Consider the following 16,455-nt stretch of genomic DNA (forward strand, 5'->3'; position numbering starts at 1 on the left):
GGTGGCGCATTATAGGGAGTTCATTTCAGCTGACAAGTGCTAATTTGAAGTTTTCGCGCGACCGCTCACTTTCCAGGCTATACGTTGCAAAAAGCAGCTAATTCTTGCGATAAGGCCAAAAAAAACGGGCCCGCAGGCCCGTTTTAATCAGAAGTGATTACTGATGAGCAACAATCACATCGTCTTTTACATCCATCTCGATGGTTTTTCCCGGAACCAAGGCACCAGAAAGAATCTGCTGCGCCAGCGGGTTTTCAATCTGCTGCTGAATAGCGCGTTTCAATGGACGCGCACCATAAACCGGGTCATAGCCATTCTCGCCGAGCAGTTTGAGCGCCTCATCGGAGATACGCAGCTGATAGCCACGCTCCTCAAGACGTTTATACAAACGTTGCAGCTGGATCTGCGCAATTGAAGCAATGTGTTTTTCGCCCAACGGGTGGAACACCACCATGTCATCTATACGGTTGATAAATTCTGGGCGGAAATGCTGCCCCACAACCGTCATCACCACCTCTTTCATCTCCTGATAATCCAGAGAACCGAAACGTTCCTGAATAAGATCGGAGCCAAGGTTCGAGGTCATTATCACCACGGTGTTGCGGAAATCGACCGTACGGCCCTGTCCATCGGTTAAGCGCCCATCGTCCAGAACCTGCAACAGAATGTTGAACACATCAGGATGCGCCTTCTCGACTTCATCCAGCAGAATCACCGAGTAAGGTCGACGACGTACCGCTTCGGTCAGATAACCGCCCTCTTCATAGCCGACATATCCCGGAGGTGCACCCACCAGCCGCGACACCGAGTGTTTTTCCATAAACTCGGACATATCAATACGCACCATCGCGTCATCGCTATCGAACAGGAAGTTAGCCAGCGCTTTACACAATTCGGTTTTACCGACGCCAGTTGGTCCGAGGAACAGGAAGGAACCAATTGGACGATTCGGATCCGACAATCCGGCGCGGCTACGACGAATCGCATTCGAAACCGCTTCTACCGCTTCGTTCTGACCGATAACGCGTGAGTGCAGCTCTTGCTCCATACGCAGCAACTTGTCGCGCTCACCTTCCATCATGCGTGCGACAGGGATTCCGGTCCAACGCGCCAGTACATCGGCAATCTCCACATCCGTTACGCGATTACGCAACAGCTTCATGGTTTTACCTTCAGACTGCGTAGCGATGGCTAACTGTTTCTCCAGTTCCGGAATTTTTCCGTACTGCAGTTCAGACATCTGACCCAGGTCGCCAACGCGTCGCGCTTGCTCCATCGTCAGGCGCGCTTGTTCCAGCTCTGCTTTAATGTTCTGCGTGCCGGTTAATGAGGCTTTTTCCGCTTTCCACTCCTCTTCCAGCTCAGCATATTCACGCTCTTTCTGGTCAAGTTCACTTTCCAGCATTTCCAACCGCTTCAGGCTGGCGTCATCAGACTCTTTCTTCAGCGCCTGCTGCTCCAGTTTTAACTGGATGATGCGACGCTCAAGGCGATCGAGTGATTCTGGTTTCGAATCCATCTGTAAACGAATACTTGAAGCCGCTTCGTCTATCAGATCGATGGCCTTATCCGGAAGCTGGCGATCGGAGATATAACGATGCGACAACGTCGCCGCAGCCACAATTGCCGGATCGGTTATCTGCACATGGTGATGCAGCTCATAGCGTTCTTTCAGTCCGCGCAGAATGGCAATGGTATCTTCGACACTCGGCTCAGCAACAAAGACTTTCTGGAAACGACGTTCCAGCGCCGCATCTTTCTCAATGAACTGGCGATACTCATTCAGCGTAGTTGCGCCGACACAGTGCAACTCACCGCGCGCCAATGCGGGTTTCAGCATGTTGCCTGCATCCATTGCGCCATCGGCTTTACCGGCGCCCACCATGGTATGCAGTTCGTCGATAAACAGAATGACGTTGCCTTCCTGCTTCGCCAGATCGCTAAGCACGCCTTTGAGACGCTCTTCGAATTCACCGCGATATTTAGCGCCCGCCACCAGCGACCCCATATCCAGAGCCAGCACGCGACGGCCTTTCAAACCTTCCGGCACTTCGCCATTGATGATGCGCTGCGCTAAACCTTCGGCGATAGCCGTTTTACCGACGCCGGGTTCACCAATCAGTACCGGGTTATTTTTTGTACGACGCTGCAACACCTGAATGGTGCGGCGGATCTCTTCATCACGACCAATAACCGGATCCAGCTTGCCGAGTTCGGCACGCTCTGTAAGGTCGATGGTGTATTTTTTTAATGCCTGACGCTGATCTTCAGCCCCTTGATCGTTCACGCTGTCTCCTCCCCGTATTTGCTCGATGGCCTTAGAGAGTTTTTCCGACGTCGCGCCAGCTGATTTCAAAAGATCAGCCAGCGAACCACGTGAATCGAGGGCCGCCAATACAAATAATTCAGATGATATAAAGTTGTCGCCGCGCTTTTGCGCCAGCTTGTCGCACAGGTTGAGTACCCGAATCAGATCGGCGGATGGCTGTACATCGCCATCGGTACCTTCAACCTGCGGTAGTCGATTAATCGCTTGTTCAATGCTGGTACGCAGGCCAGCTACGTCGGCACCCGCCGCGCTGAGCAACGGACGCACCGATCCGCCTTCCTGATTGAGCAATGCGCTCATCAAATGAAGGGGTTCAATGAATTGATTGTCATGTCCCAGAGCAAGGGACTGTGCATCGGCAAGTGCCAGTTGAAATTTATTAGTAAGACGATCCAGACGCATAATTCCTCCCATTACAGGTCAAAATGCTACTGGAGATTAAATGAGGTCATCCCTCAAATTTTTCAAGGTTAATGACCTGAGTTGTGAGCAAAAAACACGCTAACTGGACCGTCTTGTGGCGTAAGGTTATCTCAGCCAAATCAAAGTTGCCATACGCCCGGTGATTCCGTCGCGTCGGTAGGAGAAAAAATCATCGCGCTCATGGAAGGTACAACGCGTTGAACCACTGATGGATTGCACGCCGGCGGACTGCAGACGCTGACGCGCCAGTAGCCAAATATCGGCGAAGTATTTGTTACCCGCCGGACGGAAAGCCTCTTCCGCTTGTAAATCATGCGCCATGAATGCCGTTCTGACTTCCGGCCCAACTTCAAATGCCTGCGGCCCAATTGCCGGACCAAGCCATGCATGAATATCATTGGGCGCGCAGTGAAACTGCGACAACGTCTGTTCCAGCACGCCATTACAGAGTCCACGCCAACCGGCATGTGCTGCCGCTACTTCGCTGCCATCCTTGCTGCAGAACAGCACCGGCAAACAATCCGCCGTCATCACTGCGCAAACCACCCCGCTTTCACGCGTGATTGCGGCATCAGCGCGTGGCAGCGGATCGCTGGCGGGTAAACGCGCAACCACTTGGCCATGGATCTGATCCAGCCATTGCGGCATTGCAGGTAGCGCCTGTTGTTCAACTAAGCGTTGACGATTCTGAGCAACATGCGCCTCAGCGTCGCCAACATGCCCACCAAGATTCAACGAATCCCATGGAGCAGCGCTGACGCCGCCGTTACGCGTGGTGGAACATGCCCGAACGTGCTGCGGCGCAGGCCAATCCGGGATGATCCATTCACTCATAGCCAATCCATCTGATCGCGGAATTCAAGGGTATCGGCTTTCAGCGCATCAATTAAATCGACCATATCCTGCGGCAACGGCGCGTGCCATTCCATCTCAATACCGGTGATTGGGTGATAGAGACGTAACATCGTGGCATGCAGCGCCTGGCGATCAAAACCACGTAGCGTAGTGATGAAAGCTTCAGATGCCCCTTTTGGCGGACGTGGACGGCCACCGTACAGCGGATCGCCCACCAGCGGATGGTTGATATGCGCCATATGCACACGAATCTGATGCGTACGACCGGTTTCGAGACGTAAACGCAAACGCGTATGGGCACGGAAGTGCTCCATGATGCGATAGTGCGTGGTTGCCGGTTTGCCCATCGGGTGCACCGCCATGTGCGTACGTTTGGTTGAGTGGCGCGCCATGGGCTGATCCACAGTACCGCCCGCAGTCATGGTGCCAATAGCCACCGCTTCATATTCACGCGTGATTTCGCGCAGCTGCAGCGTTTCGACCAGGTGCGTTTGCGCAGGAACGGTTTTCGCGACCACCATCAAACCGGTGGTATCTTTATCCAAACGATGAACAATGCCCGCACGAGGCACGTCAGCGATCGGTGGATAGTGATAAAGCAGTGCGTTAAGCACCGTGCCATCAGGATTACCGGCGCCAGGATGTACCACCAAACCGCGAGGTTTGTTGATGACCAGAATATCGTCATCTTCATAGACGATATTCAGTGGGATGTTTTGCGCTTCCCAGCGTTGCTCTTCTTCGATCTCAGCATCAATCGAGACATGCTCACCGCCAAAAACTTTTTCTTTTGGTTTATCGATGATAGTGCCGTTGACGCTGACTCGGTGCTCAAGAATCCATTCTTTTATGCGAGAACGTGAATAATCAGGGAACAATTCTGCCAAAGTCTGATCTAAGCGTTGTCCAAGCTGTGCTTCGGACACCGTTGCGGTGAGTTGAACTTGTTGTGCCATATACAGCTTCTTCGTTAACGTTGGGTTTTCACGGCGATGCCGTTTAATATAATGTGCTATCGTACCTGGTCATAACTGGGAGCTATACGGACAGCTTCTGCTACAACACTTTGAGGATAATCATTTCGTCATGACGCGTATGAAACATCTGGTGGCTGCTGCCACACTGAGCCTGAGCCTGGCGCTTGTGGGTTGTTCTGGCTCATCAGATCCAGTCCCGGACAGCCCGCCGTCTGAAATTTACGCCACGGCCCAGCAAAAGCTGCAGGACGGTAACTTTAAAGCGGCGATTAAGCAACTGGAAGCACTGGATAACCGCTATCCGTTTGGTCCTTACTCGCAGCAAGTACAGCTGGATTTGATCTACGCGTATTACAAAAATGCCGATCTGCCACTGGCGCAAGCCGCTATATCTCGCTTTATGCGTCTGAATCCAACTCATCCGAATATCGACTATGTCATCTATATGAAAGGTCTGACGGATATGGCGCTGGATGATTCTGCACTGCAGGGCTTCTTCGGTATCGATCGTTCCGATCGTGATCCGACGCACGCTCGTGATGCTTTCCGTGACTTCTCGCAATTACTGCGCGGTTATCCAAACAGCCAATATGCTGCGGATGCGCAGAAACGTTTGGCATTCCTGAAAGAGCGCCTGGCGAAGTATGAACTCTCGGTGGCGCAATTCTATACCAAGCGCGGTGCCTATGTCGCTGTTGTTAACCGCGTGGAAACAATGATGAAGGATTATCCGGATACTGAGGCGACTCATGAAGCGTTGCCGTTGATGGAAAATGCATACCGCCAGCTGCAATTGACGGCTGAAGCCGACAAAGTGGCAAAAATCATTGCGGCGAATAATCAGTCCTGATTATTACACCCACAAAAAAGCAGCCCACAAGGCTGCTTTTTTTATGTCACTTTGGGGATAACTCAGTAGTTTTAGAGATTTATCGCTGCGGTTATCCAGCCAATCATGCGCCCTTCCCCCGCCGTCTTCAAGCATTTCCCGCCACTTTCCCGGCCTTTCTCACAATTAAGCGGCATTGACAAAAAGTGACATTTCAATGTGATTTAGATCACACATTTTCTTAATATCCGCGGTATGCTGGATCTACCCACACGGAAATGACAGAGAGGTTTAACTATGATTCTGAACATTACCAGCAAACAAATGGAAATCACCGAGGCCATCCGTAACCACGTTGAAGAGCGTCTCGCCAAGCTGGAAAAATGGCAAACACATCTGATAAACCCTCACATTGTGTTATCGAAAGAGCCGAAGGAGTTTGTGGCTGATGCCACCATTAATACGCCTAACGGAACGCTGGTTGCCAGCGCGAAACATGATGATATGTATACGGCCATCAATGACTTGATTGCCAAGCTGGAGCGACAACTCAATAAAGCGCAACATAAACCCGAAGCCCGTCGCGCCAACAGCAGTGTGAAAGATTTTCTTCCTACGGAATAAACAGACATCTTTAGTAACGCGCCTCCGGGCGCGTTTTTTATTGACAGCTTTAAATCACTGCGGTTACTCTCAAGCCACTTCATTTATGGAAACAACCATGAAATATCTGCCGTTCTTCTTCGCATTCTTTTTTACCTTCCCCTGATTGGGAGGCGATTCGTCATGTGAAAATGAATGCGAAGACGAACAACAAAGCCTCCCAAATGGGAGGCTTTTTTATTGGACATTTTACAGGTGAGCCCTATGAATCCCGAAAATCCGCTGCTGGCATTACGCGATAAAATCAGCGCCGTTGATGAAAAACTCTTAGCGCTTTTGTCGGAGCGTCGCACACTGGCTGTTGAAGTTGCACAGGCCAAACTGGCAACGCATCGCCCAATCCGCGACGTTGAGCGTGAGCGCGCTCTGCTGGAAAACCTGATTTCACTGGGTAAAAAGCATCAGCTTGATGCGCATTACATTACCCGCCTGTTTCAGTTGGTGATTGAAGATTCAGTTCTTACCCAGCAAGCTTTGCTGCAAAAGAATCTCAACCATCCACATGCGCACGCTCCGCGTATTGCCTTCCTCGGTCCGAAAGGCTCTTACTCACATCTTGCGGCGCGTAAATACGCTACCCGACATTTTGATTCAATGGTTGAGATCGGCTGTCTGAAATTCCATGACATCATCCAGCAGGTGGAAAGTGGACAAGCGGACTACGCGGTAATGCCGATTGAAAATACCAGCTCGGGTTCGATAAATGACGTTTACGATCTGCTTCAGCAAACCACGCTATCGATTGTGGGGGAACTGACCATTCCGATTGAGCACTGTGTGCTTGTCAACGGCAGCACCGATCTACAGCAGATCGAAACGGTGTACAGCCATCCACAGCCGTTCCAACAGTGCAGCCAGTTCATTAATCGCTTCCCGCAGTGGAAAATCGAATACACCGAAAGCACCGCTGCAGCGATGGAGAAAGTGGCAGCGATGAATTCACCAAAGGTTGCCGCATTAGGTAGCGAAGCGGGCGGTGAGCTGTATGGATTGCAGGTACTGGAGCGCAACCTGGCCAATCAACAGCAGAACCATACACGCTTCATCGTGCTGGCACGTAAAGCGATTGAGGTTTCAGGTCAGGTTCCGGCGAAAACAACGCTGATCATGGCGACGGGCCAACAAGCGGGCGCATTGGTTGAAGCGCTGATGGTATTACGTAACCACGACCTCATCATGAGCAAACTGGAAAACCGTCCAATCAACGGCAATCCATGGGAAGAGATGTTTTATATTGATGTGCAGGGCAATCTGCAATCAGAGAGTATGCAGCTGGCGTTAACCGAGTTGAGCGGCTTAACCCGTTCATTAAAGGTTCTCGGCTGCTATCCAGGCGAGAATGTGGTGCCAGTTGAGCCGCGCCTCTAAGCAAAAAGGCATCCTCACGGATGCCTTTTGTTTTTACTGTCGGCTATCGTTCGCCGATCGCAGCATGCTTCTGCTTTCTACCAGGAAGCGTTTCGCGTAATCACCAAACCAGTGTTCGACGCGCTCGAAGCTATCGATAAAGGCCTGCTTATCGCCCTGCTCGAGCAATTTGATCGCATCGCCAAATCGTTGGTAGTAACGTTTAATCAGCGCCAGATTACTCTCCGAGGACATGATGATGTCCGCGTAAAGCTGTGGATCCTGCGCAAACAGGCGTCCAACCATTGCCAGTTCAAGGCGGTATATCGGTGAAGATAGCGCCAGCAGCTGATCCAGATTAACGTTCTCTTCCGCCAGATGCAGGCCATAAGCAAAAGTCGCAAAGTGACGCAGTGCCTGAATAAACGCCATATTCTGGTCGTGCTCAACGGCACTGATACGATGCAGCCGCGCGCCCCAAACCTGAATCTGCTCGAGGAACCACTGATAAGCTTCCGGCTGACGGCCATCACACCAAACCACAACCTGCTTTGCCAGGCTGCCACTGTCCGGGCCAAACATCGGATGCAAGCCCAGAACCGGTCCGGTGTGCGCGGCTAGCATCGCCTGCAGCGGGCGATTCTTCACCGAGGCCAGATCGACCAGAATGCAGTCTTCTGGCAATTTCGGCAGCCCACCGATGATTTGCTCGGTCAGATGGATTGGCACGCTGATGATCACCATGCCCGCATCTTTCAGCAGCTCGTCTGAGCGTTCCCAATCGCCTTTATCCAGAATGCGGACCTGATAGCCAGAAAGCGTCAGCATCTTTTCAAACAGACGCCCCATCTGGCCGCGGCCACCTACAATGACCACCGGACGCAGCGTCGGACACAGCGTTTTGAAGCCTTTGTCATTTTCATGCGCATAGGATTCACGCATCAAACGACGCAATACATCTTCAATTAAGTCCGGCGACACGCCGAGCGCTTCAGCTTCCTGGCGGCGGGAAGCCAGCATGCTGGCCTCACGCTCAGGAACATAGATCGGCAAACCGTAGCGGCTTTTAACTTCCCCTACTTCGGCTACCAGCTCCAGTCGTTTTGCCAGTAACCCAAGCAGTGCTTTATCTACTTCATCGATTTGATCGCGTAGCGCGGTCAGTTCAGCCACCATGACTCATTACACCTCGTGTGACAGACGCGCCGACAGCACTCCCTGCAGATCCTGATGGATTTCACGCAGCAACGTTTCAGTGGTTTCCCAGTTGATGCAGGCATCAGTGACGGACACACCGTATTTCATTTCGCTACGTGGCTGTTCAGAAGACTGGTTGCCTTCATGAATGTTGCTTTCCAACATCAGGCCAATGATGGAACGGTTTCCATCTTTAATCTGCGCGATAGCCGATTCGGCTACGCCAGGCTGGCGACGATAGTCTTTGTTAGAATTACCATGGCTGCAATCTATCATTAAGGCCGGACGCAGTCCCGCTTTCAGCATCTCTTTTTCACACTGAGCGACATCTTCTGGACCGTAGTTTGGTGCTTTACCGCCGCGCAAAATTACGTGTCCATCTGGGTTGCCCTGCGTTTGCAGCAAGCAAACCTGGCCAGCCTGATTGATGCCAACAAAACGGTGCGGCATTGCGGCGGCGCGCATGGCGTTAATCGCGGTGCCAAGGCTGCCATCCGTACCATTTTTAAAACCAACCGGCATGGAAAGGCCTGAAGCCATTTCACGGTGGGTTTGTGATTCGGTGGTACGCGCACCGATCGCTGACCAGCTAAACAGATCGCCAAGGTATTGTGGGCTATTCGGATCCAGCGCTTCGGTCGCCAGCGGTAAACCCATCTCCACGAGATTAACCAGCAGCTGACGAGCAATATGCAGGCCTGCTTCCATATCAAACGAGTTGTTCATGTAAGGATCGTTGATTAACCCCTTCCAGCCGACGGTGGTTCGAGGTTTTTCAAAATAAACGCGCATAACGATGTACAGCTGATCCTTCAATTGTGCAGAGAGAGATTGCAACTGACGGGCATAGGCAAGTGCGGCTTCGGTATCGTGAATTGAACAAGGACCACAAACCACCAATAGGCGCGGATCGCGGCCCGCAATAATGTCGGCAATGGTTTGGCGAGAAGACGCAATTTGCGCTTCCTGCGCCGCAGTGAGCGGGAATTTGGCTTTCAGCTCTTGCGGGGTAATCAAAATTTGTTCGTCGGCGATATGCACATTGTTCAGCGCGTCTTTTTGCATGATTGCGATCCTTTTTACTCGTTTATGCGGTTTGGGATCCTCACTGAGGATGGCGCTTACTTTATCACACCATGTACATCTTGCAATCCACTGATGTACACATTTATTACCACATTAAATAAAAAACCCATGAAACGATAAAATAATTATATAAATCATAAATATATAAAACATAGCAGTAACATGCACGTGTAAACTAAAGATTACACAACATTGTAATCTGATGAAGTCTTGCGCTAAAAGTATGGTCTAACATTTTGATTTTCATTATTTTCAGGAAACATACACTGCCCACACTGGATATTATCCTGCGCCCTTTTACGCCCATAAAAAAAGGGGCTGGCCAAATGGCCAACCCCTTGTTTGCTATTAACTTTGAGAAGTCGCTTACGCGCCAAGACGCTCTTTGATACGAGCTGACTTACCGGTACGCTCACGCAGGTAATACAGTTTGGCTTTACGCACAGCACCACGACGTTTAACAGCAATGCTGTCAATTACTGGAGAGTGAGTCTGGAAGACACGCTCAACACCTTCGCCGTTAGAAATCTTACGAACAGTGAATGCAGAATGCAGACCGCGGTTACGAATAGCGATAACCACGCCCTCGAATGCCTGCAGACGCTTCTTAGAACCTTCTACGACCCATACTTTCACTTCCACGGAATCACCCGGACGGAATGAAGGTACGTCCTGCTTCATCTGCTCTTGTTCAAGTTGCTTGATAATGTTGCTCATAATTAAATCTCTTATCCTGGGTAAACTGATAGTGAGGGAAGATTACTCTCCCGCCTCATCGTTTTGTTGCTGCTGATGTTCACGCTGGAACTCATTTAGCAACCGTGCTTGCTCTTCAGTCAGAGCCAGGTTTTCCAGAAGTTCAGGTCTTCTTAGCCAGGTACGGCCTAACGACTGTTTCAGGCGCCAGCGGCGAATATCGGCATGGTTGCCCGACAGTAAAACTGGCGGAACTTCCATCCCTTCTAACACTTCAGGTCGGGTGTAGTGCGGGCAATCCAGCAAACCATCCGAGAACGAATCCTCATCGGCTGACGCCTGCTTTCCCAATACGCCGGGAATAAACCGGGCGACCGAGTCAATCAACGTCATGGCTGGCAGCTCACCGCCACTGAGAACGTAATCACCGATTGACCATTCTTCATCAATCTCAGTGTGAATCACGCGCTCATCTATCCCTTCGTAGCGACCACACACCAGAATCAACTTCTGATGGGTCGCCAGTTCGCAAACGCCCTGTTGGTCCAGTTTGCGTCCCTGAGGTGAAAGATAAATCACCTTAACGCCTTCTCCCGCCGCCGCTTTCGCTGCGGAGATGGCGTCCCGTAAGGGTTGCACCATCATCAACATTCCCGGTCCGCCGCCGTAAGGACGATCGTCCACGGTACGGTGCCGGTCATGCGTGAAGTCACGAGGACTCCAGCTTTGAATGTCGAGCAGGCCATTTTTTACTGCCCGGCCAGTTACCCCGTACTCGGTAATAGCGCGAAACATCTCTGGAAACAGGCTAATAACACCAATCCACATCGCGTTCGCCGTTACGTTACCGGATTGTCCGGAGATCAAAAACCAGGATCCCAATCTACTTCAATAAGGCCAGTAGAGAGATCGACTTTCTTGATAACCTGTTCATCAAGAAACGGAATTAACCGCTCTTGCGCACCGAATGCATCCTTCAGGTTTGCCTTAACGACGAGAACGTCGTTCGATCCGGTTTCCATCAAATCAATGACTTTGCCCATCTCGTAGCCTTCGAGGTTCACTACTTTCATACCCATAAGGTCTTTCCAGTAGTAATCGCCTGCTTCCAGCGCCGGCAGCTGCGTGGAGTCGACCGTAATTTCGCAATTGGTCAACTGTGCCGCAGCATCCCGATCGTCAATGCCTTTGACTTTGATGATCAGGTCCTGATTGTGGTGCTTCCAGCCCTCGAGTTCGACCTGCTGCCATTTACCGGCGCGCTGGATGAACCAAGGTTGGTAGTCGAAGATGCTTTCAGCGTCTTCAGTGGAGGAAAACACTTTGAGCCAACCCCGAATTCCGTAAGCCGCGCCCATTTTTCCCAATACAATCGGGTTAACGGGAGGCTGCCCGGCAGGTTTAATGCTCATGCTCACCACCGTGACAGATTAAGCTGCTTTCTTTGCTTCTTTGATCAGCGCGTTAACGCGATCAGAAAGCGTTGCGCCCTGGCCAACCCAGTGCTCAATACGGTCCAGATCCAGACGCAGACCTTCAGCCTGACCAGAAGCGATCGGGTTGAAGAAACCTACGCGCTCGATGAAACGACCGTTACGAGCATTGCGGCTGTCAGTGACGACGACCTGATAGAACGGACGCTTTTTAGCGCCGTGACGTGCCAAACGAATTGTTACCATAACATCCTCATTAGTTAATAAAGCGCTCGGGCCCCATCGAGGAACGGGGCCCGAGCGCGATATAAAAAGCCCGAAAATTTTACTCATTTTGGCGCAAAAAGCAACCTGAGTGTGTCAAATAACCGGCTTTCTCTGCGGCCGCCTTAGCGACCAGGGAATCCAGGCGGCATCATACCTTTCATGCCACGCATCATTTTGGCCATGCCGCCTTTCTTCATTTTCTTCATCATGCGCTGCATATCATCAAACTGTTTCAGCAGTCGGTTGACGTCTTGCACCTGCATGCCTGAGCCCAGCGCAATACGACGTTTGCGCGAACCCTTGATAATTTCTGGCTTCTCACGCTCTTTACGCGTCATCGAATTGATGATGGCTTCCATGCGAACCAGCACTTTGTCATCCATCTGCGATTTCACGTTGTCAGGCAGTTGCCCCATGCCCGGCAGCTTGCCCATCAGGCTCGCCATGCCGCCCATGTTGCGCATCTGCTTCAACTGCTCAAGGAAGTCGTTGAGATCAAAACCGTCGCCGGTTTTCAGTTTCTTCGCCAGTTTCTCCGCCTGATCGCGGTCAACTTTGCTCTCAATATCTTCGATCAGCGACAGAACATCGCCCATGCCGAGAATGCGCGACGCGATACGCTCTGGATAGAAAGCTTCCAGCGCTTCGGTCTTCTCACCCATCCCCATAAATTTGATTGGCTTGCCGGTAATGTGACGAATCGACAGCGCCGCACCACCGCGCGCATCACCATCAACTTTAGTCAGGATCACACCGGTCAGCGGCAGCGCTTCGTTGAAGGCTTTCGCCGTGTTGGCGGCATCCTGACCGGTCATGGCATCGACCACAAACAGGGTTTCCACCGGATTGATCGCGGCGTGTACCTGTTTTATTTCGTCCATCATCGCTTCATCGACGTGCAAACGACCGGCGGTATCCACCAGCAGCACATCGTAGAATTGCACTTTGGCTTGTTTCAGCGCGTTCTGAACAATATCGACCGGCTTTTGGCTCAGATCAGACGGACAGAAATCCACGCCGACCTGCTCAGCCAGGGTTTCCAGCTGTTTAATCGCCGCAGGGCGATAAACGTCAGCAGAAACCACCAGCACTTTCTTCTTATGCTTCTCACGCAAGAATTTACCCAGTTTCGCCACGCTGGTGGTTTTACCGGCACCTTGCAAACCTGCCATCAGCACCACGGCTGGCGGCTGAGCATTCAGATTGAGCGCATTATTTTCAGCGCCCATCGCCGCAACCAGTTCGTTGCGCACGATTTTGATGAACTCCTGGCCTGGCGTCAGGCTTTTGTTCACATCGTGGCCAACGGCGGCCTCTTTCACGCGATTAATAAATTCACGCACTACCGGCAGCGCAACGTCGGCTTCCAGCAGCGCCATGCGTACTTCACGCAGCGTATCTTTGATGTTGTCTTCGGTCAGCCTTCCGCGGCCGCTGATATTGCGCAGGGTTTGCGACAAACGATCGGTTAAATTATCAAACATGCTCTCTCACTTAGAACCGTAGCGAGGCCGCCATAGGCGACACAATGCGGCGGATTATAACACGAAGACGAAGCGATCTCTGCAATTGACCGTCAGATCGTTTGGAGCCTGCTGCTGCTGGCGCTATACTGCTTTTTTCCTTATCTGACCGATACCTGAAAGGATCTATGTTCGTTTTCGCGATCGTGGCGCTGTTCGCCTACTCCCTCAGCCTTGCATTGATCATTCCCAGCCTGCTTAAACGCAACGGTGGCTGGCGTCGTTTTGCTGTGCTTTCTGCCTGCGTGGCGCTGATTGCGCACGCCGTTGCCCTGCAGCAGCGCATTTTTGCTGTTGATAACGGGCAAAACCTCAGCCTGCTCAATATCGGCTCGCTGGTTAGCCTGCTGATTTGCGCCATCATGACGATTGTCGCCTCGCGCAATCGTGGCTGGTTGCTGCTGCCGATTGTTTACAGCTTTGCGTTGATTAACCTGGCCTTTGCCACATTTGTGCCGAATGCCTTTATTACGCATCTGGAAACCACGCCGGGCATGATGGTTCACATCGGCCTGTCGCTGTTTGCCTATGCCACGCTGATCATCGCGGCACTGTATGCGCTGCAGCTGGCGTGGATCGATTACCAGTTGAAAAATAAGAAACTGGCTTTCACTCAGGATATGCCGCCGCTGCTCAGCATTGAGCGCAAAATGTTCCACATCACGCAGATTGGTGTTGTGCTGTTGACGCTGGTGCTGTGCACCGGTTTGCTCTTCATGCATAACCTGTTTAGCGCTGAGAATGTGGATAAAGCGGTTCTCTCCATCATTGCCTGGTTTGTCTACATCGTTCTGCTTTGGGGACACTATCGTGAAGGCTGGCGCGGACGCCGCGTCGTGTGGTTTAACTGTGGCGGCGCATTGCTGCTAACCATGGCCTACTTCGGCAGTCGCGTGCTTCAGCACCTGCTCACCTCTCACTAAGGATTTTGTGTTGGAACACGTTTCAACCACCACGCTGATCATTACGCTGGTCATCATGGTGCTGGTCTCTGCCTATTTCTCCGGTTCAGAGACCGGCATGATGACACTCAATCGTTACAAACTGCGCCATAAAGCCAAAAGCGGCAATCGCGGCGCGCGTCGGGTGGAAAAACTTCTGCGTCGTCCCGACCGCCTGATCAGCCTGGTTTTAATCGGCAACAACCTCGTGAATATTCTCGCCTCCGCACTCGGCACTATTGTCGGTATGCGCCTGTATGGCGATGCCGGCGTTGCGATTGCCACCGGTATTCTGACTTTTGTGGTGCTGGTATTTGCTGAAGTGCTGCCGAAAACGGTCGCGGCGCTCTATCCGGAAAAAGTGGCCTATCCCAGTAGCGTGTTACTGGCTCCGCTGCAATATGTAATGCTGCCGCTGGTGTGGCTGCTGAATACCATTACCCGCATTTTGATGCGCATGGTGGGCATTAAAACTGACGGTTCCATCAGTTCGGCGTTAAGCAAAGAAGAGTTGCGTACCATTGTGCATGAGTCGCGCTCGCTGATGTCGCGGCGTAATCAGGACATGCTGCTATCGGTGCTTGATCTGGAGAAAGTCAGCGTGGATGACATCATGGTGCCGCGCAATGAGATCGTCGGCATCAACGTCAATGATGACTGGAAATCGATTGAGCGCCAGCTAAGTCATTCGCCGCATGGACGTATCGTCCTGTTCCGCGATTCACTGGATGACTGTGTTGGCATGCTGCGCGTGCGTGAAGCCTGGCGCATGATGACCGAGAAGAAAGAGTTCAACAAAGATCGCCTGCTGCGTGCTGCTGATGAGATTTACTATGTACCGGAAGGCACGCCGCTTAACGTGCAGCTGGTTAAATTTCAGCGTAACAAAAAGAAAGTCGGCATGGTGGTTGATGAATATGGCGATGTTAAAGGCTTAGTGACGATCGAAGATATCCTGGAAGAGATCGTCGGCGACTTCACCACCTCAATGTCACCGTCGCTGGCCGAAGAAGTGATGCCGCAGAATGATGGTTCGGTATTGATTGAAGGCAGCGCCAATGTACGTGAAATCAACAAAGCCTTTAACTGGACGCTGCCGGAAGAGGATGCGCGTACCATTAACGGCATGCTGCTGGAAGCACTGGAAGAGATTCCGCTGGTCGATACCCGCGTTACGATTGGCGCCTACGATATCGATATCCTTGATGTGCAGGACAACATGGTGAAGCAGGTGCGCATCACGCCGCACCACGCACTGAAATCCTCCATCGGCTCCTAAGCCTGCAAACAAAAACGCCGCGATTATCGCGGCGTTTTTCATGGTGTCTCAACTAGATGTGCAGCTCTTTCAGCTTTTCAGCTGGCAGCTTCAAATCTTCGTTGCGGTTCACGCCGATGTCGTGAGCCAGCACATTACGCGCGATCTGCTGCGCTTCATCCAGTGAGTGCAGTTTGTAGCTGCCGCACTGATATTCGTTCAGCTCAGGAATCTGGCCCTGCTCTTTGACCTTCAGAACATCTTCCATCGCGCCTTTCCAGGCTTTCGCTACACGCTGCTCGTCAGGCGTACCAATCAAACTCATGTAGAAGCCGGTGCGGCAACCCATTGGAGAGATGTCGACGATTTCAACGCCATCACCATTCAGGTGATTACGCATGAAGCCAGCAAACAGGTGCTCCAGCGTATGAATGCCACGCTCAGTCAGAATTTCAATATTCGGACGGCAAAAACGCAGGTCGAAAACGGTGATGGTATCGCCATGCGGAGTTTTCATGGTTTTTGCTACGCGTACTGCAGGTGCGCCCATGATGGTGTGATCAACAGTAAAACTATCCAGTAGTGGCATACGTCACCTCCTGTTTTGAGATTTTTTTTAAAACGATGAAAC

Annotated in this window: 17 protein-coding genes and 1 other annotated feature; of the genes, 6 read left to right on the forward strand and 11 right to left on the reverse strand. The window is 51.7% G+C overall.

From position 1 onward, the window contains the following. Window positions 1-157 precede the first annotated feature (157 nt). From clpB to rluD, 3 genes are all read right to left on the reverse strand, one after another. Window positions 158-2,731 carry an ATP-dependent chaperone ClpB gene (gene clpB, locus HX773_RS23270; RefSeq protein ID WP_176973513.1) on the reverse strand — a complete coding sequence of 858 codons (2,574 nt, stop codon included), beginning with the start codon at window positions 2,729-2,731 and terminating at the stop codon, window positions 158-160. A 126-nt stretch (window positions 2,732-2,857) separates the two neighbouring features. Next, a complete protein-coding gene (gene yfiH, locus HX773_RS23275; RefSeq protein ID WP_176973514.1) occupies window positions 2,858-3,586 on the reverse strand; it encodes a purine nucleoside phosphorylase YfiH in 729 nt (242 codons plus the stop codon). After that, entirely contained in the window at window positions 3,583-4,563 is a 981-nt protein-coding gene (rluD, locus tag HX773_RS23280) for a 23S rRNA pseudouridine(1911/1915/1917) synthase RluD (RefSeq protein WP_176973515.1), read from the reverse strand. The genes yfiH and rluD overlap by 4 nt, the downstream gene beginning before the upstream one ends. A gap of 130 nt (window positions 4,564-4,693) precedes the next feature. Between rluD and bamD the strand changes: the two genes are divergently transcribed. The 4 genes from bamD (at window position 4,694) to pheA (ending at window position 7,444) form a co-directional block, all read left to right on the forward strand. Then, window positions 4,694-5,434, forward strand: coding sequence for an outer membrane protein assembly factor BamD (bamD, locus tag HX773_RS23285; RefSeq protein ID WP_008109011.1), 741 nt, complete (start codon window positions 4,694-4,696; stop codon window positions 5,432-5,434). 276 nt (window positions 5,435-5,710) lie between these two features. Continuing rightward, window positions 5,711-6,037: a ribosome-associated translation inhibitor RaiA gene (gene raiA / locus HX773_RS23290; RefSeq protein WP_008109009.1), complete on the forward strand. Its 327-nt coding sequence runs from the start codon at window positions 5,711-5,713 to the stop codon at window positions 6,035-6,037. Between the two features lie 96 nt (window positions 6,038-6,133). Then, window positions 6,134-6,258, forward strand: a sequence feature (Phe leader region). Continuing rightward, window positions 6,135-6,182, forward strand: a complete 48-nt coding sequence (pheL, locus tag HX773_RS23295) for a pheA operon leader peptide PheL (protein ID WP_176973620.1) — start codon at window positions 6,135-6,137, stop codon at window positions 6,180-6,182. It overlaps the preceding feature by 48 nt. A gap of 22 nt (window positions 6,259-6,280) precedes the next feature. Further along, entirely contained in the window at window positions 6,281-7,444 is a 1,164-nt protein-coding gene (gene pheA / locus HX773_RS23300) for a bifunctional chorismate mutase/prephenate dehydratase (RefSeq protein ID WP_176973516.1), read from the forward strand. A gap of 33 nt (window positions 7,445-7,477) precedes the next feature. On the opposite strand, the gene tyrA is transcribed toward pheA, so the two are convergent. The 7 genes from tyrA to ffh form a co-directional block, all read right to left on the reverse strand. After that, window positions 7,478-8,599, reverse strand: a complete 1,122-nt coding sequence (gene tyrA, locus HX773_RS23305) for a bifunctional chorismate mutase/prephenate dehydrogenase (protein ID WP_176973517.1) — start codon at window positions 8,597-8,599, stop codon at window positions 7,478-7,480. A 6-nt stretch (window positions 8,600-8,605) separates the two neighbouring features. After that, on the reverse strand, window positions 8,606-9,685 hold the full coding sequence (locus HX773_RS23310; protein WP_101762625.1) for a 3-deoxy-7-phosphoheptulonate synthase: 1,080 nt from the start codon (window positions 9,683-9,685) through the stop codon (window positions 8,606-8,608). Between the two features lie 387 nt (window positions 9,686-10,072). Further along, complete coding sequence (gene rplS / locus HX773_RS23315; protein WP_007893316.1) at window positions 10,073-10,423, reverse strand: 50S ribosomal protein L19; 351 nt, start codon at window positions 10,421-10,423, stop codon at window positions 10,073-10,075. 42 nt (window positions 10,424-10,465) lie between these two features. Beyond that, complete coding sequence (gene trmD / locus HX773_RS23320) at window positions 10,466-11,230, reverse strand: tRNA (guanosine(37)-N1)-methyltransferase TrmD (RefSeq protein WP_176973621.1); 765 nt, start codon at window positions 11,228-11,230, stop codon at window positions 10,466-10,468. A gap of 35 nt (window positions 11,231-11,265) precedes the next feature. Then, window positions 11,266-11,814 carry a ribosome maturation factor RimM gene (rimM, locus tag HX773_RS23325; protein WP_008108998.1) on the reverse strand — a complete coding sequence of 183 codons (549 nt, stop codon included), beginning with the start codon at window positions 11,812-11,814 and terminating at the stop codon, window positions 11,266-11,268. Window positions 11,815-11,832: 18 nt separating this feature from the next. After that, entirely contained in the window at window positions 11,833-12,081 is a 249-nt protein-coding gene (gene rpsP, locus HX773_RS23330) for a 30S ribosomal protein S16 (protein ID WP_007893313.1), read from the reverse strand. 143 nt (window positions 12,082-12,224) lie between these two features. Next, complete coding sequence (ffh, locus tag HX773_RS23335; RefSeq protein ID WP_008108995.1) at window positions 12,225-13,586, reverse strand: signal recognition particle protein; 1,362 nt, start codon at window positions 13,584-13,586, stop codon at window positions 12,225-12,227. A gap of 167 nt (window positions 13,587-13,753) precedes the next feature. Between ffh and HX773_RS23340 the strand changes: the two genes are divergently transcribed. Together HX773_RS23340 and HX773_RS23345 are read left to right on the forward strand one after the other, a co-directional pair. Next, complete coding sequence (locus HX773_RS23340; protein WP_008108993.1) at window positions 13,754-14,548, forward strand: inner membrane protein YpjD; 795 nt, start codon at window positions 13,754-13,756, stop codon at window positions 14,546-14,548. Between the two features lie 10 nt (window positions 14,549-14,558). Next, entirely contained in the window at window positions 14,559-15,845 is a 1,287-nt protein-coding gene (locus tag HX773_RS23345) for an HlyC/CorC family transporter (RefSeq protein WP_176973518.1), read from the forward strand. Window positions 15,846-15,897: 52 nt separating this feature from the next. Here HX773_RS23345 and luxS read toward each other — a convergent pair whose 3' ends face one another. Further along, entirely contained in the window at window positions 15,898-16,413 is a 516-nt protein-coding gene (gene luxS, locus HX773_RS23350) for an S-ribosylhomocysteine lyase (protein ID WP_007893307.1), read from the reverse strand. Window positions 16,414-16,455: the final 42 nt, after the last annotated feature.

Source organism: Pantoea sp. B9002, from assembly GCF_013385945.1.
Taxonomy (GTDB): domain Bacteria; phylum Pseudomonadota; class Gammaproteobacteria; order Enterobacterales; family Enterobacteriaceae; genus Pantoea.